Genomic DNA, 23,707 nt, shown 5'->3' on the forward strand with positions numbered 1-23,707 from the left:
GCGATGTATAAAATTTTTAGAGTATTTGCTCTAATTGTCAAGCAACTTTATGTTGCCTGTCTGGTTATTTTTCGGAAAAACGCATGTCTCATTCCAAAACTTTGAAGACCAAAGAACGAATTTTGCAGTTGAGTCTGCAATTGTTTAATGAGCGTGGCGAACGTTCGGTCACCACCAATCATATTGCGGCTGAACTGAACATGAGTCCCGGCAATCTGTATTATCACTTTCGCAATAAAAACGAAATTATTAAAGAGCTGATGGCGCAATATCAGCAGCAAACTTTGGAAATGCTGGCTTTACCTGATGATCGGGTTTTAGATGCCAACGATAAAATTCGCTACTTTCAAGTTTTAAGTAGTCAATTGTGGGCGTATCGTTTTTTGCATCGTGATGTTTATCACTTGGTGGAAAATCATGAAGATTTTAGACAAATGTATCCGCGATTTGCCAATCAAGTGATGCAGCAAGGGCAGAAAATTTATAAAGCCTTTGTTAATGCGGGCTTAATGGCAATGACAGATTCAGAAATTGAGGCGTTGACCATTAATTTATGGATTATGCTGACCAACTGGACCAACTTTTTATATATGTCAGGGCATATTAGTGACTCTAATCACTTAGAAGAAAAGTGGGTGTTACAAGCGCTACGTCAAATGCTGTTTTTGGAAGGAGCTTATTTACGGGGTGAAAGTCGTGCCACTTATGAAAACTTGTTACAAACGCTAGGCCCATCTGAATTATTTACTCATCTAGCGACAACTGACAATTCAGAAATGTAATCTGCTATTTAGAAAGGTTTAGAAACACGTTAGAATACTCGGCTTATTTTTTTATTAGTTTACGAGTGCGATCAACCAACATGAATATGAGTACTGCTAACACAGCACGTTTACTGATTACTTGTGAAGATAAGCCAGGAATCGTGCAGGCTGTATCGAGCTTTTTGTATCATCAGGGAGCAAACATTACCGCACTTGATCAATACGCGACTGAAGCTCAAGGCGGACGTTATTTCATGCGTGTTGAGTTTGAGTTAGACAACTTACAAAGTCGTAAAGAAAGCATTATCCAAACGTTTGCAGTCAATGTTGCTGAGCGTTATGACATGCAATGGCGTTTGGCTTTAGTGAGCGATATTAAGAAAGTAGGTATTTTGGTCTCTAAAGTAGATCATGCTTTGCTTGAGCTGCTATGGCGTCATGCACGTGGCGGTTTACCATGCGAAATTACCAAAGTCGTCTCTAACCATGAAACTTTACGTGATTCGGTAGAAAACTTTGGCATTCCGTTTGAAGTGGTACCGGTCAATAAAGACAATAAACGCGAAGCATATGCAAAAATTGATGAATTGATGCAAGGCAACGATTTATTGGTCTTGGCGCGTTATATGCAAATTCTCGATGAAGAATTTGTTGAAAAATGGCAAATGAAAGTGATCAACATTCATCACTCATTCTTGCCTGCGTTTGTGGGGGCTAACCCATACAAACAAGCGCACGAAAAAGGTGTGAAATTGATTGGTGCAACAGCACATTACGTGACTGCTGACCTTGACCAAGGCCCAATTATTGAACAAGATGTAGAGCGTGTAAACCATGACTTTACCGTTGAACAATTACGTGAGCTCGGGCAAGATGTAGAGCGTAATGTACTAGCACGTGCGGTCAAATGGCATTTAGAAGATCGTATTATTGTGGATGGCAACAAAACAGTTGTTTTCCAATAATCTGAGAATTTAAGCCAGAAAAAGGGGATACAGGCTGTATGCCCTTTTTTTATCTGCATCATTTGAAAAAGTCATCAAGATTGTCAAATTAATGGTTGCAAATGAAAACACTTCTCATTTATCATGTTGCCACTTTGATTGTATGAACCGATAAGCTTGATGTATTCAGGACATGCAATAAATTTTGCTTTTACAAGGTAACAGATTCTAATGAGTCAGATGTCTCCACTAAGCCCTCAAACGCCACACCCGATGAAGAAGAAATTAATCACGGCACTTGTGGCTGTGGCCCTTGGTCATGCAGCTGTATTATGGGGCGTGGCACATATGAAGACACCTGAACTCAAACCCGTTGAAAAAGAGCCGCTCAAGGTTCGTTTTGTCAAAATTCAAGAACAGGTTAAACCTGAGCCACCAAAGCCTAAAGCGGAACCGAAAAAAGAAACACCACCGCCGCCGCCAAAAGAAGTGAAGATTGTTCCAAAAGACACACCACCGCCACCACCTAAAAAAGTAGAAAAAGTGGAACAGGTGAAAAAAGCGGAAGCACCAAAACCAGTGGCTCAACCAGTTGAAGCGAAACCACAGCCAGTGGCTAAGCCAAGCCCTGTGGTTGAAACTAAAGTAGTGACTAAAGCAGAATCTGTTGTGGTTACACCACCTGCGCCTAAAGTAGAGCCAACACCACCAGCGCCTAAGGCTGAACCAGCACCACCTGCACCTGCTGCGCCGCCATCACCTAAATCTGTATCAATTGGGGGTTCGGGCGTACAATGGAGTCGTTCACCTAAGCCGCAATACAGCAACAAAGATTTACAAGGTGAAACCCGCCGTGTTGTGGTACATATTGAAGCGGATGAAAAAGGCAATATTAAAGTGGCGCGTATTACCCAATCGAGTGGTGTACCTGCTTTAGATGAAAAAATTCGTCGCGCTGTGATGAGTGCAAAATTCAAACCATATAAGGAAAATGGTGTCGCTTATCCGATTTCGGCTTCGCAACCATTTGAATTAACGTTGAATCCTAACGGCTAACATTTATTAGGAGTTCGAGTATGAACTTTTCAGTTTACTGGGAACATGCAGATGCGGTAAGTAAGACGCTGTATTTCGTGTTATTGGCGATGTCAATCGCAACGTGGACCATCTTTGTGCTACGTCTATTAGGTACACGTCAGCTTAAACAGATCGCTTATGCTCAACTGTCTACCGCCTTAACCGGTTTAAAAGCCAAATTTGCACCGCTTAATTTTGAGCAGCGTAAAGCTGTGGCAGAGCAAGCTTTACTGCGCCAAATTGCATCAGAAAAAGCATCTGCTGAAAAAGGTGTTTCAGTATTAGGGACCATTGCCTCACTTGCACCATTCGTGGGTCTATTTGGTACAGTATGGGGAATTTTCCATGCGTTGGTTGCTGTGGGTAAAAGTGGTCAAGCAGGTTTAGCGCAAGTAGCAACGCCAGTTGGTGAAGCTTTGATTATGACGGGCTTTGGTTTGGCTGTGGCGATTCCTGCGGTAATTGCTTATAACATTTGCACGCGCTTTAACAAGACATTAAGCAATGAATTACAAGATCATGCACATAGCTTGCTGATTGATACCATGTTGCAACAAGACAGCAGCGTCAAAGCTGAAGCAACTACAGCACAAAAAGGTTTAGTTGGAGGTCAAGCTTAATGGCTTTTCAATTGGGTGAAGACAACGATGCAGGCATGAATGAGATGAACCTCATTCCGCTTATCGATATTATGTTGGTATTGATGATCATCTTTTTGGTGACAGCCACTGTTGCTAACCCATCAATTCCATTAACCTTGCCACAAACCACAGCGGAAGTTGTTGATCTACCGCCAGAGCAAATTCAAGTCAGCATTAATGCCAATGGCGATGTGGCTTGGGATGATCAAGTGATCACAATTGCAGAGCTAGAGCAGCGCTTAACAGATGCTGGACAAGCTGAACGTCAGCCGACCTTAATTTTAAAAGCTGATAAAGAGGCACGTTATGACACTGTTGCACAAGTGATGTCTCGGGCGAGTGGAGCCGGACTCACCGATATTGCCTTTGCAACCGATAACTAAAAATAGCGCCCATGAGGCGCTTTTTTTAGCTGGGTGATTTTAACTTTTAGTGACGATCTAAAATTTTAGATAAAGGAATAGAAAGTTTTGCTGCCAAATAATCATCAGCATCAATGAGAGCAGGACCAAGTTTCTGCATCCATTCATCATCAGGATGAATATTCCCCACATCTTTACGCTGCGGCAGGGTATAGGGTAGTTGGCTATAAAATTGCCAAAAATCGACTTCGTTCAGGTTTCTAGATAAAACATAGTCATTATTGTCGGTGCGCTGAATTAAATGTTGTTGTTCAAGTAAATCAACATAGGTAGGCCAACAGCCAATTTCCTCCCGTCCTAGTACGTCTAAAGCTTGTGCCTCAGTTACTGGTTTACCGAGTTTTTGTTTTTGATAAAATAATTCCAGCAGATCAAGCAACATAATTAAAGGATGACGTTTTTGTTCTTTTTCTGAATTAAATGCTGTCATAGCAAAGCTAATTTCGACGCCTAATAAAATAATATTCCAAGATAAATAAATCCAGAGTAGAAAAATAGGCACGGCAGCAAAGGCACCATACACAATCTCATAGCTGGTAAAGTTAGACATGACAAAACCAAATAAGTTTTTTAAGGCTTCAAAGACGCTAGCACTAAAAATACCAGCCACTAAAGCTGATTTAATCGGTACATTGCGGTTGGGAATAGTCCAATACAAAATGAAGAAACCTAAGAAAGTCAGACCAAAGGAAATCGCCCACAGTACAAAGGCACCATTGAGCTCATAACCTGTAAAATTATTACTTAAGACATTCAGTGATGCCAAGGCCGATGAAATCACAAAGGCACTACCGAGCAAAATAGGACCTAGCGAAATAATGGTCCAATAGCGCATAAAACCCATGATCCCACCGCGAGTTTCTTTCACTCGCCAAATACGGTTGAACGCAGTTTCAATACTGGTCAGCATCATCACGGTGGTAATAAATAGAAATAAAATACCAATGACTGTCAAATTACTCGATTTATCAGCAAAGGCACTTAAGGCTTTGTCAAAAGCAATGGTGGTTTTAGGTAAGAAATTACTGTAAATGAGTTGTTGAATTTGTTGTCGCGCAGGCTCCAAGGCTTTAATAGAAGAAATAATCACTAAAAACACGGTCAGCATAGGCACCACAGCAAACAGTGTGGTGTAGGTGAGCGAGCCTGCTTGATCACGACATTTATCTGCTTCAAAACGACGAATCACAAACAAGATAAACTGAAACCAAGTGTGGTCATAAAAGGGAATCTTTTTGAGTAAATTTTCTAACATACGCGCAACATCTCAATTTTTTTAATGTGTTTGTCGATTTTTCAGCTTTAAGCTTAACCAAAAAAGCAGCACAATACCGTATAGTTTTCTTTTTTATGACGTTTACAATCATGACCGAAGCTTATGTTCTTGTGCTGTATTACAGCAAATATGGTGCCACAAAGCAGTTGGCACATTTCATTGCCGATGGGGTTGAGGCGGCGGGTATGGCGGTAAAAATTCGTACTGTGCCCAATCTTGCGACGGTAGTGACTGAGGCGCAACCGAGTATTCCAGAGGATGGTGATATTTACTGTAGCTTAGAAGATTTAGCCCACTGTTCAGCCTTAGCTTTAGGCTCACCAACACGTTTTGGTAATATGGCAGCTGAAATGAAGTATTTTTGGGATCAAACCACCAGTTTGTGGTTAAGTGGTGCATTACACCATAAACCTGCTTGTGTCTTTACCTCATCAGGTTCTATGCATGGTGGTCAAGAAACTACCTTGCTCAGTATGTTACCGCCTTTATTCCATCATGGAATGTTAATCATGGGCTTAAGCAATGCACACCCTGCTTTATCGAATACTAAAACAGGCGGCACGCCTTATGGGGTGAGTCACGTCAGTGGTGCGCGCCATGAACAGAGCATTAGCAGTGATGAAAAAGCGTTATGTATTGAGCAAGGTAAACGTTTAGCCACGGTTGCTCAGCAATTACAAGTGTCATCTAAGTAAGTTTGAGACTCACTTTTCCTGATGGGTGTCGCTAGGTGGGATGTGTGCTTTAAAACGCTTTTTGCATTTTAAGCAACGAAAATCTGCAAATAGATTTTTGTCTACCATGACACCTGCTTTTTTGCCCAATATATTGCCTAACACGCCACCAGTGACACCTACAGTAATTGCACCAACAAAAGTACCAATGGTGCCACCGACAATGACACCTAGGGGGCCTGCGGCAATTGCGCCAATAGCCGCACCTGTTGATGCGCCTGTAGCTGCGCCACCGACGGTACCCGCAGTTGCACCTGCTGATGTCATTAGCCAACTACCCGCGGTTTTTAAACCGCCTTCATGGTCACGTTGTTCAATTTGATCGCTGCCACACTTTGGACACTGCATAGGTTTTTCCATAAACTTGTTACGACATAATGCTTTTGATCATAAAGAACAATGCATAAAAAGTGTATGCTTATTTGTCAAAAACCTCATTTGATGTTTTGAGGTGGCGCTAAAAAATCACGGCTGTTTGGGCTAAGATCAGGTATCTGCTTGATTTAAATTTAGAGCATAAAAAAGAGCGCATCAGCGCTCTTTCGTTTAAACCTAAGGATTAATCACGAACGAACTCTACAGTACCGTTTGCTAAAGACTTCACACGGGCAAGTGATTCTACGCGGTAACCTTTTTCGAGCAAAATATCACGACCTGGTTGGAATGATTTTTCAATTACAATCCCAATACCCACAACTTCAGCTTCAGCTTGGTGAATTAAATCCGCTAAGCCAAGAGCTGCTTGACCATTGGCTAAAAAGTCATCAATCACTAACACTTTATCGCTTGCGCTGATGTGTTTGTTTGAAATTGCGATGGTGCTTTCAGTTTGTTTGGTAAACGAAAATACTTTAGAACGATATAAATCATCTTTTAAGGTTAAAGATTGATATTTACGCGCAAAAATAACTGGCACGCCAAGCTCTAAACCCGCCATCACCGCCGGCGCGATACCAGATGCTTCGATGGTAATGATTTTGGTGATACCAGCGTCTTTAAACAAACGGGCAAACTCTTGACCAATTTGTTGCATCAATTGTGGATCGATCTGGTGGTTTAAGAAAGAATCAACTTTTAAAACCTGATCAGATAGAACGATACCTTCAGCCAAGATTTTCTGTTCTAGTGCATGCACGGGGAGGATCCTCTAAGGGGTGAGTGCTAATTCAGCAAATGCGTATTTTAAAAAGCACCCAAAAAAATGCAAGTCTTAATTGGTTTTGCCTTTATATCCAGTTAAAGATAAGCCATAAGAAGTGTTACCATCTTGATGAGTAACCTTAACGGGTAAGTAGTCTAATTTAGGTGCTAGCCAGAAAATCGTACTACGGTTTGGCTTACTTGGTTTTAAAATGACTTTTACTGTATCAAAGGTACCGTAATTGGTGCTCACACGTTCTGTACCTTGTTTAACAAAGCGACGTGCTTCAACCTCTTTTGCATCAGCAATCAAGTAAGTGGATTTTAAACCACCTGCCTTTAAATCTTCACGTAGTTGTAATTCAGCATTGAGTTCATCCAAGACACCGGCTTGCCATGCAAAAGAACGCGCTTTATCGTCTTTTTTGGTGTTAATGGTTTTGCTGCTTGGATTAAATTTAATATTCATGCTGTTATTGTGTATCAATATTTTACTGGTACGGCTAAAGCTTGATGACGAAATTTTGCCATGACTAAACGTAAAACGGCTGGTTTCCGAGGCGGATGCAATACCACCTGCTTTGGCACTAAATACATAAGTCCAGTTGTTGCCAGCTTGACTTAAGCTTCGGGTCGCAGAGCCCATATTTTTACCGTTATAGCTAAACTGATAATTGGCTTGGAATGGACTCATGGCAAAGGCTTGACTTGCCGATGCCAAAAGCACAGCGGCAACACTAATAGTCGCAAGCGCAGATTTTTTAAATGAAATAGCCATAAGTTGAAAGTCCTATGCACAATATTTGTATATAGATATTATGCACTTAGATCATGAATAAAAAATTTAAATTTAAGACTAAACTGTAGTTTTATGTGTTTTTTTGCATAGCGATTGCACACCATTAAAATTTACTTTTGCTTAATTGGCGTCACAGTATCGCTGTCTTGATTGCTACTTTGCGACGATTTTTTATCATCATCTTCCGACATTTTGTTCATAAGTGCCATCAAATTCACATTACCCATGACCATCAGCTGTGATTCACGTAATTCGGCGTGGTTAATATTCACTTTACTTAAAGTGTCTATAATCGAGCGATTTTTACCTAACCAACGATTAAGATCTAAATAGAGCAAATCATCTTTAACTTCAATAACATCAAATTTTTGTAAAATTGGCCCTAAAGGATCTTTTTTTAATACTTTGTGATAGAAGAATAAGGCACTTTGCACGCCCCATTTGTATAGGGCACTTGGATATTGGGCATCTAAAATTTGTGTATTACTTAGTTGTTCAAAGACAATGAGTTGCTTATCTTTATTGAGCTCCATTTGTAGTAGTTTTAAATCAACCGAGAGCGTCAGTTGCATCCCTTTGACATCAATTGAGGCATACAAACGTAACCAATCATCATGTAAATCTGCATGTAAGTCTTTAAGTAAACCCACGTTATCAGTTACAAAACGTTGGAAAGTGGCGTTTAAGAAGACTTGTGACAAGGCAAATTCACGTTCATCTTCAATAAATCCTTCTGCCTTTTGGTACACTTGGCGAAGGCGGTTAGAAATATTGCTTATGAGTGATTGCATGATGGGCTTCCTAGCTTGAGCTGGTTATTGTCGGATGATGTTTGCCATAATAGTTAAAATCAATCAGGTATTCTTGGCAAGTATAGCGCTACAATAATGGGCTGTTATACAGAAAAATATCAGTAGTTACCATCCCTTATACTGTATTTCTTAGATTTGTGGAATCAGGCTTTTTGTCGGTTTAATGTATGTTTAAACATCTTACAGCAGTGCAGCACGTGTGGTGGCAGGACCGACTATTTTTGCTGATGATTGGCTGCGCCGTGTTGCTGCATGGGGCAGTTTTATCTATTGAATTTGCGATGCCAGTAGAGAAAGATCAAGCCGTCAAAGAAATTGCGATTAGCATTCGACCTAGCGCAGATAAAATTGAAAGCCCTGATTTTTTAGCGCAAGCGGATCAACAAGGAGCAGGAACCTTTCGAGAAGCGCATCGAATTTCAACGCAAAGTCATGCATGGCAAGCACAAAGCAGTCAAGGGCAGCATGTGGTGCCTGAACAAAACATACAACAACATGCACAGCCTATTTCAAGCAATGATGCGCAGATATTAACCACTATTTTAAGTTGGCAAAAGCAGCATAGCCAAGATCAACGTCAGGAAGAAATCAAGCCGTTGCACAGTCAGTATCAGCAGCAAGCTGCTTTAATTGCTGGACTTGAGGCGGAATATTTACAGCAACAGCAAAATTTTAGTCGTCAGCAGCAGATTAAAACTGTAAATGGTGTTCATGCCAAAGCTGATCCTGCAGCGAGCTATTTAGAAAAATTTCGTAAAAAGGTGGAGTTCTATGGCAATCGTGATTATCCCTTAGAAGCACAGCAATTGGGCTTAGCCGGCGAGGTGCGTTTAATGGTGATTTTGGCAGCCAATGGACAGGTGATAGCGCTGCGTTTATTAGACAGCTCAGGCTCTGCCATTTTAGATGAAGCGGCTAAGGCATCAGTGCGTAAGGCGGCGCCTTTTCCACGTTTTGACCGTGCCTTAGGCGACACGCAAGAGTTACGTATTGTACGGACTTGGCGTTTTGATCCGGCTGATGCTGAATTTGAAGTCAAATAAAAAAGCGAGCCGAAGCTCGCTTTGTTTAAAATGCTTGCTGAATTAATCTTGTTCTAAATAAGGATTGGCTAGACCTAATTTAGCTAAAATCTCAATTTCAAGCGCTTCCATTTCTTCAGCATCTTCATCTGAGGTTTCATGGTCATAGCCCATTAGATGTAATGTGCCATGCACCAACATATGCGTGAAATGCTCAAGCGGCGTTTTATGTTGCTCAATGGCTTCGCGTAGTACCACAGGAATACAAATCACTAAATCGCCAATTGGGAAACTGTCTAAGACAGCAGCCATTTCATCAGGTAAATCGCTTGGAAAAGATAACACATTGGTTGGTTTGTCTTTTTGACGATATTCTAGATTGAGTTGATGACTGGCATCATTATCAACACAGGCAATACCCATTTCGCAGTTACTTTGCGTTTCAATGTGGCGTAGCGTGGTTTCTACAACTTTTTTAATATAAGCGCGTTTTAAGTTTAACTCTGGCGCGCTTATTTCTTGCTGTAGGGAAAGACTGATTTTCAAAACAGATCCTTAAAATTTAAACTTGATGCTGCTGATCAGCTTTAGCATCATTTTCGGCCACCAACGCCTGTTGCAGGGCTTTACGTTGTTCACGTTCAGCGCGGGTTAGGCGTTGTTGCTCAGAGTCCCAACCCTCGTAGGCTTCAACAATTTTTTGTACCAATTGGTGACGCACGACATCACGAGAGTGGAATCGGGTAATGTGAATTTCTTTAATATTTTCGATGATGCGTAGTGCATGCGATAAGCCAGATTGTTGACCACGCGGTAAATCGACCTGTGTCACGTCACCGGTAATCACCGCACGCGAACCAAAACCTAAACGGGTTAAGAACATTTTCATTTGTTCAGGTGTGGTGTTTTGCGCTTCATCTAAAATCACAAAAGAATGGTTTAGAGTACGTCCGCGCATGTAGGCCAGCGGGGCAACTTCAATGACTTGACGTTCAATCAGTTTTGCCACTTTTTCAAAGCCCAGCATTTCATATAAAGCGTCATACAGCGGGCGTAAATAAGGGTCAATTTTTTGGGTTAAATCACCCGGTAAAAAACCCAGCTTTTCGCCTGCCTCTACCGCAGGGCGTACCAATAAAATACGTTGAATTTCATTGCGCTCAAGCATATCTACCGCAGCAGCAACTGCAAGGTAGGTTTTACCTGTACCCGCAGGGCCAATACCAAAAGAAATATCACTTTGTAAAATACGTTGTACATAACGTTTTTGATTGGCACCGCGTGGGTTAATTCGCCCTTTGCGGGTTTGAAGCCATACGTTGTCTAAACCTGTATGTTCTTGCTCGGATAAGTCCTCTTGCAGCTCACGATCGGTCTGACTGCCTTGAATCATCATATGCAAGGTATCTGCACTAATTTGTTTGGCATTTTCAGACTCTTCATGCAGGCTTTGCAAGAGCACTTCGGCTCTCTCGACTGCTTCAATTTCACCATCAATAAAGAATGTGTCGCCACGATGGGAAATTTCTACCTCTAAGCGTTGTTCAATTTGCTTCAAGTGACCGTTATATGCACCAAGCATATTTTGTAAACGGTCCATTGAAATGCCGGGAAAATTTACTGTACGTCGAATCGTTGCAGTCAAGAGAATTCCTTTGAAATAGTTGTTTTGGCAATATCCTTACATTACGCCACGTCAGGCTCAAGATTCAATAGCTCACCGTAAACTAAATTCAAAGTTTTAATTTCGGTAATTTCAATCTCAGCAAAGCGACCCACCCAAGCGGCATCACCAATAAAGGTCACATAACGGGTGTTGTCTGCTGTACCAACGAGCATGTTTGGATCTTTATCAGAGACTTTTTCAATCAGCACACGTTGAATCGTGCCGAGCATGGCATCAGTTTTATCAATACTTGAGCGTTTAATCCATTGTTGTACTTTGGCTAAGCGTTCTTTTTTGACATCTTCAGGCGTTGTATCTTCAAGTTCAGCCGCAGGTGTACCTGGACGTTTTGAATAGATAAAGCTGTATGAGTGATCAAAGTCTAAATCTTTGATAAATTGGAATGTTTCCTCAAAATGCTCGTCGGTTTCACCTGGGAAGCCAATAATAAAGTCACTGGATAAATGCATATCAGGACGCACAGCACGTAACTTTTTAATTTTTTCGATATACACGTCAATAGTATGGTTACGTTTCATGGCTTGTAACACTGCATTAGAACCGCTTTGTACAGGTAAATGCAGGTGCGAAACCATTTGTGGTAAGTCACGGTAGCACTGAATCAGGTCATCATTAAATTCAAGTGGATGCGATGTGGTATAACGCAAACGACCAATGCCTGGAATTTCTGCAACAAGACGTAACAAATCTGCAAAGGTACAGATTTGACCATCGAAGGTTTCACCGCGATAGCCATTCACGTTTTGACCTAAGAGCGAAATTTCACGCACGCCTTTTTCAGCAAGTCCTGCAATTTCGGCTAAAACGTCATCTAAAGGACGTGATACTTCTTCACCGCGGGTATACGGTACGACACAGAAAGAGCAGTATTTTGAACAGCCTTCCATGATCGAAACGAAGGCTTTATAACCTTCCACGCGTGGTTCTGGTAAGAAGTCAAATTTTTCGATGTCTGGGAAAGAAATATCCACCAGTTTGATTTTTTCTTTCTTGGGTTTTTCGATCTGGTCAAAATGCTGATCCAGCATTTGTGGTAAACGGTGTAGTGTTTGTGGACCAAAAACCATATCTACGTATTGAGCGCGTTTTTGGATGTTGTCCCCTTCTTGCGACGCGACACAGCCACCTACACCAATAATAAGATCTGGATTTTTCTCTTTAAGCTTGCGCCAACGACCGAGTTCTGAGAATACTTTTTCTTGGGCTTTTTCACGAATTGAGCAGGTATTCATCAGTAGAATATCGGCATCTTTAGGATCGGTTGTTAGCACATAACCATGTGAATCGCCTAACAAGTCTGCCATACGATGACTGTCGTACTCATTCATCTGACACCCTTGGGTTTCGATATACAGTTTTTTAACTGATCCATCGACTGGGGTGTGCTGTGGCTGGGTAACAGTGTTTTCTGAGGCAGCTGGGGCAGCAGAAGGAGTGAAGGTTTGAACCGTCATGTAAGCTCCTAAACGATAAAACGGGATAAAGCACGCGACATTCTGGGAAAAATAGACCTTGAATGTGGCAAAATTGCCATAGCGCGCATGAGAAATGAAAGGGGCACATTTTAGCAGGAAATTTTAGCAAACGGACAGCGCTAATTGGTGCAGGCATCAGATTGATTTATGGATAAAAAATGTCTGAAAATTAATATTGTGTAATCATAAGGTTACACAACTCAACACACGACTTAACTCAGAGTATTTAAACTAGCCGAAAATGGTGAGTGAAACGACTCAGGCGAAACCCAAATGACGAAACAGCAGCGTATGTCTACCTTCAGTAACATCATGATCCAACATAAAAAGCATTTAAAACTGGCATTGGGGGTCGCATCAATTGCCGTTGCGGGCTGTGCAACAGCAGCAGAACAACAATTCAATGATGCCTTACGTGCCGCTAATGCGGGTAACACCGAATTATTACGCCAATATCAGGTCTCGATGCAAAATGATGTGCTGGGCTACTATCCTGAATATTGGTTACTCAACCGTAATTTAGCCTCACAAAGTCCTCAAGCAATTATGAGTTTCGCACAGCGCTATCCAAACTCAGCCATGGCAGAAAAATTAAGTGCGGACTATGTGGAAGAAAAAGTCAAAATGGCCGATTTTGCCCCGGCCCAGCCTGTATTGCAGTATGTGCATAATGCCGATCAAGCAGAAAGTTGTGCCATCGCGCAAGTCAGAGCCAAAATGGGTGATCCCTTAGTATTTGCTGAATATAAAGATGTCTGGTTGGCCACCAATACGCAACCTGAATCCTGTACCGGTTTAGGTCGTATGATGTTATCAAGTCCGCTGATGACCACACAAGATCGGCAGCAGCGAGTGTGGGTGCAGCTGCGCGCCGGTCAAGCTGGGCAAGCGATTGCAACAGCACAAACCATGGGCATGAATTTATCACTAGCGCAGCTCAATCAAATTCAGGCTAATCCACTGAATTATTTATGGTCAGCCCCTAAAGCCAGCAATATTGATCACGCCTATTTAATTTATGCCATGGGACGTTTAGCCGATAGCGATTTAGATACTGCGATTGCCTCAGTACCACGTGCTGCAGAAGGTACACCGCAAGATGTACAACGCGCACTGTACCGCGCCGTGGGCTATATTGGCGGTACAACGGTGATGAAAAATAACTTTAAAGCCGATGTGATTAAATATTTAGACGCCAGTTATGGTTTGCCATTTAGTGCAGAAGAGGCTGAAATTTATGCCCGTCAAGCCATTCGTTTTAGCCATTGGGAAGCTTTAATCCGCGCGATTGATGCTATGAGCCCAACGCAGCGTCAAGAAGATCGTTGGCAATATTGGTTAGCGCGTGCATCTGAGCAACGTGGTGACAGTAAATCCAAACGCACTGCTCAAGAGATTTATAAGCGCCTAGCGCAAGGCGATGATTATCATAATTTGTTGGCCAAAGCGCGCGTTGGTGAAGCACCCAAACTACCGTTAAGTAGTGAGCCAAGTCAAAGTGATGTGGTGCGTTTAAGCCAAGACATTCATTTTAATCGAGCTTTTGCCTTGCGTAGCGTGGGTGCAGCAGATAGTTATGTTAATCGTGAGTGGAATTGGGCGGTTCGCCAAGCGTACCTAAAACATGACGATGGCTTATTGTTGGCCGCTGCCAAACGCGCCACCGATATGGGCTGGTACGACCGTGCAATCTATGCGGCTGACCGTACTGTTAAAAAACATAACTATAATTATCGTTTTGCTACACCGCATAAAGATTTAGTGGTCAATCATAGCTACCGTGCTGGTATAGATCCTGCATGGGCTTATGGACTCATGCGTCAAGAAAGTCGTTTTAATACAGGCGCACGTTCACATGTTGGGGCTGGGGGGTTAATGCAAATTATGCCAGATACGGCCAAATTGGTGGCTAAAAATATGGGTGAAGCCTATAACCCTGCGGCCTTAACGGATCCAAACACCAATTTACGTTATGGCACGTTTTATTTATCGATGATTCATCAGCAATTGAGTCAAAATGCGGTACTGGCCACAGCAGGTTACAATGCTGGACCTAACCGTGCCCGTCGTTGGCAACCAGAGACACAATCTTTAGCTGCAGATCAATATACAGAATCAATTCCTTTGCTAGAAACACGTGACTATGTCAAACATGTCATGACCAATGCCACGCATTACGGCATGTTGTTGGGGCAGGGTGCTAAACCCATCAGTCAACGTATGACTAGCATCCCAATGCGTATGAGTACTCCTTAAGAGGATGAATGATTTGAACTATTGGACAGGTTTTAGCTTGGCATTATTGACTTGGGGCTTAGCTTCTCAGGTTAATGCAGGCACGCCTGTCACGGGTTATGTAATGCAAATTCAGATGACACCTGCGATGTGTCATCTCAACAGTAGTCAAAGTAAGAAGCGCAAATGTTTAGAGGGGTATTCTTTAAATATTGTGGGTTTATATCCTGAACACATGTCAGCGCGTTGTCGGACCACATCATCGGCCACCTTACCCCCCTTACAAGCCAAAGTGGTAGCACGGGTCATGCCCGATGAACCCGCACGCTTGCAACTTTGGAACAGTGTGGGGGGCTGTGTCCCTATGAATGCCAGTCAGTATTTCCGTGCCATTATTAATTATGCGGATCGTTTAAAAGTTCCGACTGATCTTTCGCGGGCTGAAACCTATCAAGTCTCAGCCAGTCATATTCAGCAAGAATTTTTAAGATTAAATCCGCAGCTCACTAGCAAAGCACTGCATTTTCACTGTCAAAGTCAACGTCATATGAGCTATCTGACCGAAGTTCGAGTGTGTTATAACGCCAAAGGACAGTACAAAGCCTGTCCACAACCGGTTCAATCGAATTGCCCAACACGCTATTACATAAAAGGGGCGTACTAAGTTTTTTTGAAAATTTATTTATATTTTCTATCATACTTTTGTGGAAATGCATTCTGTTTTACATGCATCTGGCGAAGGATTGGAGTACAATCTTTGCCGTTTATGCTTATTAAGATTAAATAGAACAGCTATTTAATCATTATGACGATCCTCGATTGGAGATAATTACATGAAGCAACCTGTTCGCGTTGCCGTTACTGGCGCTGCTGGTCAAATCGGTTACAGCTTATTATTCCGTATTGCTAGCGGTGAAATGTTGGGTAAAGACCAACCAGTTATCCTTCAATTATTAGAAGTTCCTTTTGAGAAAGCTCAAGCTGCGCTTAAAGGCGTAATGATGGAACTTGACGACTGTGCTTTCCCATTATTGGCTGGCATGATCGGTACTGATGATCCTAAAGTTGCATTTAAAGATGCTGATTACGCGCTTCTTGTTGGTTCACGTCCACGTGGTCCAGGTATGGAACGTGCTGAATTACTTACTGAAAATGGTAAGATCTTTATCGGTCAAGGCCAAGCACTGAACGAAGTTGCAAGCCGTGACGTTAAAGTTCTTGTTGTAGGTAACCCTGCGAACACGAATGCTTACATCGCAATGAAATCTGCTCCAGATCTTCCAGCGAAAAACTTCACAGCAATGTTACGTCTTGACCACAACCGTGCGTTAAGCCAACTTGCTCAAAAAGCAAATGTTGCAGTTTCTGATATCAAAACAATGACTGTTTGGGGTAACCACTCTCCAACAATGTATGCTGACTACCGTTTTGCTACAGTAAACGGCGAAAGCTTAAAAGACAAAATCAACGATGCTGAATGGAACAAAGATGTGTTCCTTCCAACTGTTGGTAAACGTGGTGCTGCGATCATCGAAGCGCGTGGTTTATCTTCTGCTGCATCTGCTGCAAACGCTGCAATTGACCATATGCGTGATTGGGCGCTTGGCACAAACGGCGAATGGGTAACGATGGGTATTCCTTCTGACGGTTCTTATGGTATCCCTGAAGGGGTAATGTTCGGTTTCCCTGTAACTTGCGAAAATGGCGAATACAAGATCGTTCAAGGTCTTGAAATCGACGAATTCAGCCGTGAGCGTATCCAATTCACGCTTGACGAGTTAGAAGGCGAGCGCGCAGCAATTGCTGACATGCTTAAATAATTTAGTTTTTAACTAAATTAAAAAAGAGCACTCCTGTTGGGGTGCTTTTTTTATGTACAAAAAATAACACCCTGCAAACGTGTTGTAGCTGATCTTAAATCCAAAGCCCGTTAGTGTAGAAGCAAGTGATGACTTGACAGGATCAGAATATGTTTGATGAACAACCCACTTTAGAATTATTGTTTCAGCAACTTGGCTTAGACAGCAATCAAGCTGACATTGATGCATTTATTAGTGATCATCAATTAGATCAGAACATGCCCTTACATAAAGCGCCATTTTGGAGTCCGTCGCAACGTGACTTTATTATTAGTCACTGGAAAAAAGACGACGATTGGGCGATTGTAGTAGATGAACTCAATGCTTTGTTGCACCAAAATGATGGTAAAGATGTATAGATGCTATGGTTGTACAAATTGAAACAACAAACCTAGTCAAAATGACTAGGTTTTTTTTACGCTTTCTTATAAGTTATACACATAATAAATGACAAATAAATTGATAAGAGGCGCTAATTATGCAACATAAACCATCTTTAGAGCTGTTATTTTCACAATTGGGTCTTGCTAACAGTCCTGCAGCTATTGAACTTTACGTGCGCACTCACCAATTGCCTGCGGCAGTTTCTCTACACGATGCGCCTTTTTGGAATAAAGGTCAGCGCTCATTGCTCATTAGTCATTTGGTACAAGATGATGATTGGGCAATTTGGGTGGATGAATTGAATCAACAATTACATCTAGATGCCTACCGCTTACAAACTGCATAAAAAAACGCCTCATTAGAGGCGTTTTTTTAATGCATTTTGGCTTTTAAAATTTGATGAAACCACTCTTGTTCACGGTAAGCATTAAAACACGGGTGCTGATGTACCAAATCAAAATCAAAATCTTTGCTTTGACTATATTTCTTTAACCAATAACGGGTCATTGCTGGCTCTTCTTTGGCTGCTGAAGCATAAGCCAAGAAGAAGAATACATCGCTATGTTCGGCTTGGGTCAAGGCTTTCATAATTTGCTGTGTAATCAGCGCATAATGCTTTTCGCGCGTTAGCTCAAAGAACAACATATAGGCTTTGGCCAAATGCAAAGATAGCTTGATATACAAAATCATCTCAATTTCTTCAAACTCAATGCGGCCTTGCTCTAATAGCACAATGGCTTCTTGTAAAAAATGCACCTGTTCTTGACGTACTTGGCTAAGAGTGACCAATTGCAAACGTAGATCACCACGCTCTAACGCAAGTTCTGGGGTATTGCCCTGCAAAAATAATTGATCTGTTTCACCAATACGTTGAATAATTTGTTTGGTGGTCATACGCATTGGCTTTATCCTCAATTGCTTACAATATGCAGCCTATTATGAGGCTGATTCTAAAAATTTAAAGGCTTAAAAGATCGAGTTGTCACTACGTAACCAAGCAGTAATGGAGAGGCGTTGTTGTTTGGAAGCTAAAACTTCATGTAGTAAATCACTTTGGAACAGTGCAATACGGTTAGGTTGAGGCTTGATAATATGCCAAGCACCGTGTTTATCTTGCAAGCGTAATTCACCGCCCCAATCATTTTGCCAATGTTCATGCAAATAATACACGCTTGAAATCATACGACCATTTTTGCCTTGCGGATTATCACGGTGCAGCGCATAAAACTCGCCAGCGTTATAGCAGGCAAAATGTGCTTCTACATCTTTAATGCCCAAATAAAAGGCGCGGTTTAAATGATGTGCTAAGGCAGCTAGAGTCTGGCTATGTTGATCGGAGACTTGAAGTTCTGGTTTAAGCCATAAAATATGGTCGCTTCTAATATCACTGACTACACCATTTTGAATGGCGGCGTTGCGAAACTCATCTAAATGTAATAAGCATTCTTGTACGACTGCTTGCTGATAGTGTTGAGGGTAGGCGGCATCAATAATACTCAATCCGTGTTGATCTAAATCATCGAGGATTTGATCAATGTTCCAACCTAAAGGGATTGTGGCTGCGTCCATATACAAACTCTCTATACATCACGAAAAAAGGTCAGCTATTCTAGAGCAAGAATCGGCTCGGAAAGAAACACTTTTTCATGCTAAAATACGTGTTGATCTTAGGAATTGAATGAAACATGAATTACCGACACCATTTCCATGCAGGCAACTTTGCCGATGTCATGAAGCACGTTTTATTGCTTCAGATTTTGACTCGCCTTAATCAAAAAGATAAGCCATATCGCTATATCGATACACATGGTGGTGCGGGTAAATATGATTTATCAACTTCAGCAGCACAAAAATCAGGCGAATTTTTAAATGGTATTCACCGTTTAGTCAAGCTTGATGACTCGATTAAACGTAATGCACCTGAGGGTGTAAAACAGTATTTAGATATTGTTGAAAAAATGCGTGAGGGTTCAGGTAAAGGTGCTTACCCTGGTTCGCCGTGGTTTGCTTTAGAAGGCATGCGCGACACCGATAAAGCCACTATTTTTGAAATGCAGCGTGATGTATTTCAACAGCTATATATGAACATTCGTGACAAGCGCGCAGGTTTACATGAGCGTGACGCTTACGAAGGTTTATTAGGGGTGATTCCACCGAAAGAAAAACGCGGCTTGGTGATGATTGATCCACCTTACGAATTAGAGCGTAAGGACTTCCCACAATTGGTTGAGCTGATTGTTGCCGCTTACAAAAAATGGCCAACAGGCGTATTTGCAATTTGGTACCCAATTAAAGACCGTGCCATGATTGAGCGCTTTGAAAAGAAAATGTACAAAACAGGCATTCGTCGTCAATTGGTCTGTGAAGTCTGTGTGTGGCCAGATGACACCCCTGTGGGCTTAAACGGCTGTGGTTTACTGGTGATCAATCCACCTTGGAAATTCTCTCAAGATGCAGATGAAGCTTTACAATGGTTATTCCCACATTTACGCATGAGCGAAAATGGTGGTCATGCTGCGGTGCGTTGGTTAGTCGGCGAATAAGCACTGACTCAAGATTTAGTTAGAGAAAAATGGTTACAGTTAGGATAGAAAATAATGACAAATCAATCGAAGCCTGAGGGAGAATATAGTTCTCAAGATCACGATCATGATGGGATTACGTTTGAAGTGGTGGAAGAAGAACAAACTCATGAAGGGCGTAAGGTGAAGCGTCGTGGTATCTATCTGTGGCCAAATCTGATAACAACCGCAGCGTTGTTATCAGGCTTTTATTCGATTATTGCCAGTATGAATGGGGAGTTTCAACAAGCCATTTATGCAATTTTTGTGGCTGCATTGCTTGATGGTTTAGATGGTCGTGTGGCACGTGCTATAGGGGCACAAAGTGCCTTTGGTGAGCAGTTTGACTCATTGTCAGATTTACTGGCCTTTGGTGTTGCCCCCGCAATTTTAATGTATAGCTGGAGTTTAAATGACTTAGGTCGTTTAGGTTTAGCAGCTTGCTTTGTCTATACGGCTTGTGCTGCTTTTCGCTTAGCCCGTTTTAATGTTCAAATTGGTGTAGTGGATAAACGTTACTTTATTGGGGTTGCCAGTCCTTTAGCAGCCATCATGATGGTGACCTTGGTTTGGGTGGGCTTAAATACGCCAGAAATCTTTGATTTAAGTGATTTGGGTGTTCAAATTGTTAATGCAGTCTCGATTGTGGTTGCGGGTCTTTTGATGATATCCAATATTAAATATTATTCATTTAAGACTGTTGACCGTAAGCGGGTACCATTTGCCGTGCTACCTCTTGCAGTGTTTATTCTTGCTGCGGTAACGTATAACATTCCAGTAGGTATTTTGGTGATCTCGGTCATTTATGCATTATCTGGTTTTGTAACAACATTTATGGCGAGAAAGAATCACCACGCATAACAAGATAAGGAGCTTGATATGCAGTTGTTTCAGGATTTAATCGATCGTTCTAAACAATTTTATCAGGCTCCACCTCAGCCCGTAGCGCTGCATGCCCAACAAGGGCGTTATAAAATTATTCACCAAGCAATAAAAATTCCAAATTTACCTGCACCACTACATTATCTTAATTTCTACAGCTTAATTGGTCAGCCTCGGGCGCCAATTTTTCAACAGCCGCATCTTAATATCCAGAAGCCTTTACAAGTGGCAACTGTACTCGCGAGCAGTAGTATGCATAGTGTGGGGCATTTTCATGCCTATGACATTGCTCAAGACTGTTCATTTCAAGAGCAACAATTTCAATTTGCTGAGCGTGAACAGCTTTCAGGGAAATTGCCTTATTTAAAATTAGAGAGGCGGGATCCAGAGCTGAGTTTTAAGCTGAACATCCAAAGCTTAGATCTGGTCAGTTATTTTTGTCAGCTACGTTGGTCATTAGGTCAGTATTGGTCGCTCCCTTGTCAGTGTCAGGGACAAGTGATTTATAAAGATCAAGTTTATGCTATTGATCAATTGGGTGTGGTGGAATATGGTCGGGCTATCGACTTTAGTTGGCTACCTTTAGCTTTTTATATTTATCAACTGATTCCGCTCAGTGATACCCAACAATTGATTGTGCTGCAATTGCGGGATCAGTTTAATTTAGTTCTCTACTCACGCTTGTATCTAAAAAATATTGCGACCGGACAAGTACAGATCTTTGATAAAAATTTGTGTTTAGAGATTCAAAGATTATATCCATGTGTAAGAACCCCTAATGATCAATCTATGTATTTACCACGAGTGTTTTGTTGGTCATTGCAACAACATGACATTAAGATAGACATTTGTGGACAAAGTCGTGGTGATTTTAAATTTGGCTTAGCAGCAGGTTTTGTCGGTAGCTTCTCCTATCAAGTCGTCATTAATGGCCAAAAATTTGAAGGTGAGCATGGCTATTGTGAATATGTAGATTGTCGCAGTTTAAAATACCAAGAGCTAAAACAAGATCAAACACAGTGTGATTTGGCTTTTAGTCCTATGGCGATTATCGCTAAAGAAGATGGTTGGTGATTTAATATACAATCAACAACTCAAAATTTATCTTTTTAACTTAAATCACTTGCAAGACGATTAAATCTCTCTATAATGCCCATCCATCGGCGGTGATTGAAATAAATCGCTTGACTCTTGTGAGAATAAGAGTATTATAGCCGACTACTTGCTTCTGACGAAGATGCAAGAAAATCATTAAGAGATTATGAAGAACAACTTGTGTGGATTTTTACTGGTTGATCAATCGAATATATTTTCATTGATAATTGGTAAGAATTTCTCGAAGTTTATTTGAGCAAATTTTTTGTCAGTAATTGATGAGCCAAGATTGGTGCCCTATAGGCACTATTGATTTTAAACTGAAGAGTTTGATCATGGCTCAGATTGAACGCTGGCGGCAGGCTTAACACATGCAAGTCGAGCGGATGAAGGTAGCTTGCTACTGGATTCAGCGGCGGACGGGTGAGTAATGCTTAGGAATCTGCCCATTAATGGGGGACAACAGTTGGAAACGACTGCTAATACCGCATACGCCCTACGGGGGAAAGCAGGGGATCTTCGGACCTTGCGTTAATGGATGAGCCTAAGTCGGATTAGCTAGTTGGTGGGGTAAAGGCCTACCAAGGCGACGATCTGTAGCGGGTCTGAGAGGATGATCCGCCACACTGGGACTGAGACACGGCCCAGACTCCTACGGGAGGCAGCAGTGGGGAATATTGGACAATGGGCGAAAGCCTGATCCAGCCATGCCGCGTGTGTGAAGAAGGCCTTTTGGTTGTAAAGCACTTTAAGCGAGGAGGAGGCTACTTAGATTAATACTCTAGGATAGTGGACGTTACTCGCAGAATAAGCACCGGCTAACTCTGTGCCAGCAGCCGCGGTAATACAGAGGGTGCGAGCGTTAATCGGATTTACTGGGCGTAAAGCGTGCGTAGGCGGCTTTTTAAGTCGGATGTGAAATCCCTGAGCTTAACTTAGGAATTGCATTCGATACTGGGAAGCTAGAGTATGGGAGAGGATGGTAGAATTCCAGGTGTAGCGGTGAAATGCGTAGAGATCTGGAGGAATACCGATGGCGAAGGCAGCCATCTGGCCTAATACTGACGCTGAGGTACGAAAGCATGGGGAGCAAACAGGATTAGATACCCTGGTAGTCCATGCCGTAAACGATGTCTACTAGCCGTTGGGGCCTTTGAGGCTTTAGTGGCGCAGCTAACGCGATAAGTAGACCGCCTGGGGAGTACGGTCGCAAGACTAAAACTCAAATGAATTGACGGGGGCCCGCACAAGCGGTGGAGCATGTGGTTTAATTCGATGCAACGCGAAGAACCTTACCTGGTCTTGACATACAGAGAACTTTCCAGAGATGGATTGGTGCCTTCGGGAACTCTGATACAGGTGCTGCATGGCTGTCGTCAGCTCGTGTCGTGAGATGTTGGGTTAAGTCCCGCAACGAGCGCAACCCTTTTCCTTATTTGCCAGCACTTCGGGTGGGAACTTTAAGGATACTGCCAGTGACAAACTGGAGGAAGGCGGGGACGACGTCAAGTCATCATGGCCCTTACGACCAGGGCTACACACGTGCTACAATGGTCGGTACAAAGGGTTGCTACCTCGCGAGAGGATGCTAATCTCAAAAAGCCGATCGTAGTCCGGATTGGAGTCTGCAACTCGACTCCATGAAGTCGGAATCGCTAGTAATCGCGGATCAGAATGCCGCGGTGAATACGTTCCCGGGCCTTGTACACACCGCCCGTCACACCATGGGAGTTTGTTGCACCAGAAGTAGGTAGTCTAACCGTAAGGAGGACGCTTACCACGGTGTGGCCGATGACTGGGGTGAAGTCGTAACAAGGTAGCCGTAGGGGAACCTGCGGCTGGATCACCTCCTTAACGAAAGATTGGCGACCGGTAAGAATCCACAACAAGTTGTTCTT

Annotated in this window: 25 protein-coding genes and 1 rRNA gene; 16 read left to right on the forward strand and 10 right to left on the reverse strand. The window is 42.3% G+C overall.

The genetic code is table 11. The features are described 5' to 3' along the window. The first annotated feature begins 83 nt into the window (after positions 1–83). From AC5YCD_RS09520 to AC5YCD_RS09540, 5 genes are all read left to right on the forward strand, one after another. Positions 84–782 (forward strand): TetR/AcrR family transcriptional regulator, encoded by a 699-nt coding sequence (locus AC5YCD_RS09520; protein WP_496129814.1) that lies wholly within the window; start codon positions 84–86, stop codon positions 780–782. Between the two features lie 80 nt (positions 783–862). Then, positions 863–1,729, forward strand: coding sequence for a formyltetrahydrofolate deformylase (gene purU, locus AC5YCD_RS09525; protein ID WP_496129815.1), 867 nt, complete (start codon positions 863–865; stop codon positions 1,727–1,729). Positions 1,730–1,939: 210 nt separating this feature from the next. Next, positions 1,940–2,764 carry a TonB family protein gene (locus AC5YCD_RS09530; protein ID WP_496129816.1) on the forward strand — a complete coding sequence of 275 codons (825 nt, stop codon included), beginning with the start codon at positions 1,940–1,942 and terminating at the stop codon, positions 2,762–2,764. 20 nt (positions 2,765–2,784) lie between these two features. Continuing rightward, positions 2,785–3,405 carry a MotA/TolQ/ExbB proton channel family protein gene (locus AC5YCD_RS09535; protein WP_496129817.1) on the forward strand — a complete coding sequence of 207 codons (621 nt, stop codon included), beginning with the start codon at positions 2,785–2,787 and terminating at the stop codon, positions 3,403–3,405. After that, positions 3,405–3,809, forward strand: coding sequence for an ExbD/TolR family protein (locus tag AC5YCD_RS09540; RefSeq protein WP_496129818.1), 405 nt, complete (start codon positions 3,405–3,407; stop codon positions 3,807–3,809). The genes AC5YCD_RS09535 and AC5YCD_RS09540 overlap by 1 nt, the downstream gene beginning before the upstream one ends. 46 nt (positions 3,810–3,855) lie before the next feature. Here AC5YCD_RS09540 and AC5YCD_RS09545 read toward each other — a convergent pair whose 3' ends face one another. Further along, positions 3,856–5,103 carry a YihY family inner membrane protein gene (locus tag AC5YCD_RS09545; RefSeq protein ID WP_496129819.1) on the reverse strand — a complete coding sequence of 416 codons (1,248 nt, stop codon included), beginning with the start codon at positions 5,101–5,103 and terminating at the stop codon, positions 3,856–3,858. Positions 5,104–5,198: 95 nt separating this feature from the next. Here AC5YCD_RS09545 and wrbA point away from each other — a divergent pair, with 95 nt between their 5' ends. After that, entirely contained in the window at positions 5,199–5,819 is a 621-nt protein-coding gene (wrbA, locus tag AC5YCD_RS09550; RefSeq protein ID WP_496129820.1) for an NAD(P)H:quinone oxidoreductase, read from the forward strand. Between the two features lie 9 nt (positions 5,820–5,828). Here the strand turns inward: wrbA and AC5YCD_RS09555 are convergent, their stop codons facing one another. The 4 genes from AC5YCD_RS09555 to AC5YCD_RS09570 form a co-directional block, all read right to left on the reverse strand. Next, positions 5,829–6,218 carry a hypothetical protein gene (locus AC5YCD_RS09555; RefSeq protein ID WP_496129821.1) on the reverse strand — a complete coding sequence of 130 codons (390 nt, stop codon included), beginning with the start codon at positions 6,216–6,218 and terminating at the stop codon, positions 5,829–5,831. Positions 6,219–6,417: 199 nt separating this feature from the next. Continuing rightward, positions 6,418–6,993 carry a xanthine phosphoribosyltransferase gene (locus AC5YCD_RS09560; protein WP_496129822.1) on the reverse strand — a complete coding sequence of 192 codons (576 nt, stop codon included), beginning with the start codon at positions 6,991–6,993 and terminating at the stop codon, positions 6,418–6,420. A gap of 75 nt (positions 6,994–7,068) precedes the next feature. After that, positions 7,069–7,776: a DUF3108 domain-containing protein gene (locus tag AC5YCD_RS09565; protein ID WP_496129823.1), complete on the reverse strand. Its 708-nt coding sequence runs from the start codon at positions 7,774–7,776 to the stop codon at positions 7,069–7,071. 131 nt (positions 7,777–7,907) lie between these two features. Further along, entirely contained in the window at positions 7,908–8,588 is a 681-nt protein-coding gene (locus tag AC5YCD_RS09570; protein WP_496129824.1) for a hypothetical protein, read from the reverse strand. A gap of 188 nt (positions 8,589–8,776) precedes the next feature. Here AC5YCD_RS09570 and AC5YCD_RS09575 point away from each other — a divergent pair, with 188 nt between their 5' ends. Then, positions 8,777–9,652, forward strand: a complete 876-nt coding sequence (locus tag AC5YCD_RS09575; RefSeq protein WP_496129825.1) for an energy transducer TonB — start codon at positions 8,777–8,779, stop codon at positions 9,650–9,652. Positions 9,653–9,694: 42 nt separating this feature from the next. Here the strand turns inward: AC5YCD_RS09575 and ybeY are convergent, their stop codons facing one another. From ybeY to miaB, 3 genes are read right to left on the reverse strand one after another with little or no spacing between them, the layout of a single operon-like run. Continuing rightward, on the reverse strand, positions 9,695–10,177 hold the full coding sequence (ybeY, locus tag AC5YCD_RS09580; RefSeq protein WP_496129826.1) for an rRNA maturation RNase YbeY: 483 nt from the start codon (positions 10,175–10,177) through the stop codon (positions 9,695–9,697). A gap of 16 nt (positions 10,178–10,193) precedes the next feature. Continuing rightward, positions 10,194–11,276, reverse strand: a complete 1,083-nt coding sequence (locus AC5YCD_RS09585) for a PhoH family protein (protein ID WP_496129827.1) — start codon at positions 11,274–11,276, stop codon at positions 10,194–10,196. Positions 11,277–11,317: 41 nt separating this feature from the next. Next, positions 11,318–12,772, reverse strand: a complete 1,455-nt coding sequence (gene miaB, locus AC5YCD_RS09590; RefSeq protein WP_496129828.1) for a tRNA (N6-isopentenyl adenosine(37)-C2)-methylthiotransferase MiaB — start codon at positions 12,770–12,772, stop codon at positions 11,318–11,320. A 312-nt stretch (positions 12,773–13,084) separates the two neighbouring features. On the opposite strand from miaB, the gene AC5YCD_RS09595 reads away from it, so the two are divergent. From AC5YCD_RS09595 to AC5YCD_RS09615, 5 genes are all read left to right on the forward strand, one after another. Then, positions 13,085–15,049 carry a lytic transglycosylase domain-containing protein gene (locus AC5YCD_RS09595; protein WP_496129839.1) on the forward strand — a complete coding sequence of 655 codons (1,965 nt, stop codon included), beginning with the start codon at positions 13,085–13,087 and terminating at the stop codon, positions 15,047–15,049. Positions 15,050–15,053: 4 nt separating this feature from the next. Beyond that, positions 15,054–15,692, forward strand: a complete 639-nt coding sequence (locus tag AC5YCD_RS09600) for a ribonuclease T2 family protein (RefSeq protein WP_496129829.1) — start codon at positions 15,054–15,056, stop codon at positions 15,690–15,692. 169 nt (positions 15,693–15,861) lie between these two features. Continuing rightward, positions 15,862–16,848: a malate dehydrogenase gene (locus AC5YCD_RS09605; protein ID WP_496129830.1), complete on the forward strand. Its 987-nt coding sequence runs from the start codon at positions 15,862–15,864 to the stop codon at positions 16,846–16,848. 149 nt (positions 16,849–16,997) lie between these two features. After that, positions 16,998–17,246: a DUF2789 family protein gene (locus tag AC5YCD_RS09610; RefSeq protein WP_496129831.1), complete on the forward strand. Its 249-nt coding sequence runs from the start codon at positions 16,998–17,000 to the stop codon at positions 17,244–17,246. Positions 17,247–17,365: 119 nt separating this feature from the next. Next, positions 17,366–17,617, forward strand: a complete 252-nt coding sequence (locus tag AC5YCD_RS09615) for a DUF2789 family protein (protein ID WP_496129832.1) — start codon at positions 17,366–17,368, stop codon at positions 17,615–17,617. Positions 17,618–17,643: 26 nt separating this feature from the next. On the opposite strand, the gene AC5YCD_RS09620 is transcribed toward AC5YCD_RS09615, so the two are convergent. Together AC5YCD_RS09620 and AC5YCD_RS09625 are read right to left on the reverse strand one after the other, a co-directional pair. Then, complete coding sequence (locus AC5YCD_RS09620) at positions 17,644–18,171, reverse strand: hypothetical protein (protein WP_496129833.1); 528 nt, start codon at positions 18,169–18,171, stop codon at positions 17,644–17,646. A 66-nt stretch (positions 18,172–18,237) separates the two neighbouring features. Then, positions 18,238–18,840 carry a 2OG-Fe(II) oxygenase gene (locus tag AC5YCD_RS09625; protein ID WP_496129834.1) on the reverse strand — a complete coding sequence of 201 codons (603 nt, stop codon included), beginning with the start codon at positions 18,838–18,840 and terminating at the stop codon, positions 18,238–18,240. Between the two features lie 116 nt (positions 18,841–18,956). Here AC5YCD_RS09625 and AC5YCD_RS09630 point away from each other — a divergent pair, with 116 nt between their 5' ends. From AC5YCD_RS09630 to AC5YCD_RS09645, 4 genes are all read left to right on the forward strand, one after another. Further along, positions 18,957–19,814: a 23S rRNA (adenine(2030)-N(6))-methyltransferase RlmJ gene (locus tag AC5YCD_RS09630; RefSeq protein WP_496129835.1), complete on the forward strand. Its 858-nt coding sequence runs from the start codon at positions 18,957–18,959 to the stop codon at positions 19,812–19,814. Positions 19,815–19,868: 54 nt separating this feature from the next. Continuing rightward, positions 19,869–20,693 (forward strand): CDP-diacylglycerol--serine O-phosphatidyltransferase, encoded by an 825-nt coding sequence (gene pssA / locus AC5YCD_RS09635; RefSeq protein WP_496129836.1) that lies wholly within the window; start codon positions 19,869–19,871, stop codon positions 20,691–20,693. An 18-nt stretch (positions 20,694–20,711) separates the two neighbouring features. Further along, on the forward strand, positions 20,712–21,788 hold the full coding sequence (locus AC5YCD_RS09640) for a DUF6670 family protein (RefSeq protein WP_496129837.1): 1,077 nt from the start codon (positions 20,712–20,714) through the stop codon (positions 21,786–21,788). Positions 21,789–22,126: 338 nt separating this feature from the next. Continuing rightward, positions 22,127–23,663, forward strand: a 16S ribosomal RNA gene (locus AC5YCD_RS09645). The last annotated feature ends 44 nt before the right edge of the window (positions 23,664–23,707 follow it).

The organism is Acinetobacter sp. CY05 (assembly GCF_059515805.1).

Bases quoted from the DNA above. Each gene is read 5' to 3' on its own strand.
- AC5YCD_RS09520 (WP_496129814.1), top strand. From the start codon at position 84: ATGTCTCATTCCAAAACTTTGAAGACCAAAGAACGAATTTTGCAGTTG.
- purU (WP_496129815.1), top strand. From the start codon at position 863: ATGAATATGAGTACTGCTAACACAGCACGTTTACTGATTACTTGTGAA.
- AC5YCD_RS09530 (WP_496129816.1), top strand. From the start codon at position 1,940: ATGAGTCAGATGTCTCCACTAAGCCCTCAAACGCCACACCCGATGAAG.
- AC5YCD_RS09535 (WP_496129817.1), top strand. From the start codon at position 2,785: ATGAACTTTTCAGTTTACTGGGAACATGCAGATGCGGTAAGTAAGACG.
- AC5YCD_RS09540 (WP_496129818.1), top strand. From the start codon at position 3,405: ATGGCTTTTCAATTGGGTGAAGACAACGATGCAGGCATGAATGAGATG.
- AC5YCD_RS09545 (WP_496129819.1), bottom strand. From the start codon at position 5,103: ATGTTAGAAAATTTACTCAAAAAGATTCCCTTTTATGACCACACTTGG.
- wrbA (WP_496129820.1), top strand. From the start codon at position 5,199: ATGACGTTTACAATCATGACCGAAGCTTATGTTCTTGTGCTGTATTAC.
- AC5YCD_RS09555 (WP_496129821.1), bottom strand. From the start codon at position 6,218: ATGGAAAAACCTATGCAGTGTCCAAAGTGTGGCAGCGATCAAATTGAA.
- AC5YCD_RS09565 (WP_496129823.1), bottom strand. From the start codon at position 7,776: ATGGCTATTTCATTTAAAAAATCTGCGCTTGCGACTATTAGTGTTGCC.
- AC5YCD_RS09570 (WP_496129824.1), bottom strand. From the start codon at position 8,588: ATGCAATCACTCATAAGCAATATTTCTAACCGCCTTCGCCAAGTGTAC.
- AC5YCD_RS09575 (WP_496129825.1), top strand. From the start codon at position 8,777: ATGTTTAAACATCTTACAGCAGTGCAGCACGTGTGGTGGCAGGACCGA.
- miaB (WP_496129828.1), bottom strand. From the start codon at position 12,772: ATGACGGTTCAAACCTTCACTCCTTCTGCTGCCCCAGCTGCCTCAGAA.
- AC5YCD_RS09595 (WP_496129839.1), top strand. From the start codon at position 13,085: ATGTCTACCTTCAGTAACATCATGATCCAACATAAAAAGCATTTAAAA.
- AC5YCD_RS09600 (WP_496129829.1), top strand. From the start codon at position 15,054: ATGAATGATTTGAACTATTGGACAGGTTTTAGCTTGGCATTATTGACT.
- AC5YCD_RS09605 (WP_496129830.1), top strand. From the start codon at position 15,862: ATGAAGCAACCTGTTCGCGTTGCCGTTACTGGCGCTGCTGGTCAAATC.
- AC5YCD_RS09610 (WP_496129831.1), top strand. From the start codon at position 16,998: ATGTTTGATGAACAACCCACTTTAGAATTATTGTTTCAGCAACTTGGC.
- AC5YCD_RS09615 (WP_496129832.1), top strand. From the start codon at position 17,366: ATGCAACATAAACCATCTTTAGAGCTGTTATTTTCACAATTGGGTCTT.
- AC5YCD_RS09620 (WP_496129833.1), bottom strand. From the start codon at position 18,171: ATGCGTATGACCACCAAACAAATTATTCAACGTATTGGTGAAACAGAT.
- AC5YCD_RS09625 (WP_496129834.1), bottom strand. From the start codon at position 18,840: ATGGACGCAGCCACAATCCCTTTAGGTTGGAACATTGATCAAATCCTC.
- AC5YCD_RS09630 (WP_496129835.1), top strand. From the start codon at position 18,957: ATGAATTACCGACACCATTTCCATGCAGGCAACTTTGCCGATGTCATG.
- pssA (WP_496129836.1), top strand. From the start codon at position 19,869: ATGACAAATCAATCGAAGCCTGAGGGAGAATATAGTTCTCAAGATCAC.
- AC5YCD_RS09640 (WP_496129837.1), top strand. From the start codon at position 20,712: ATGCAGTTGTTTCAGGATTTAATCGATCGTTCTAAACAATTTTATCAG.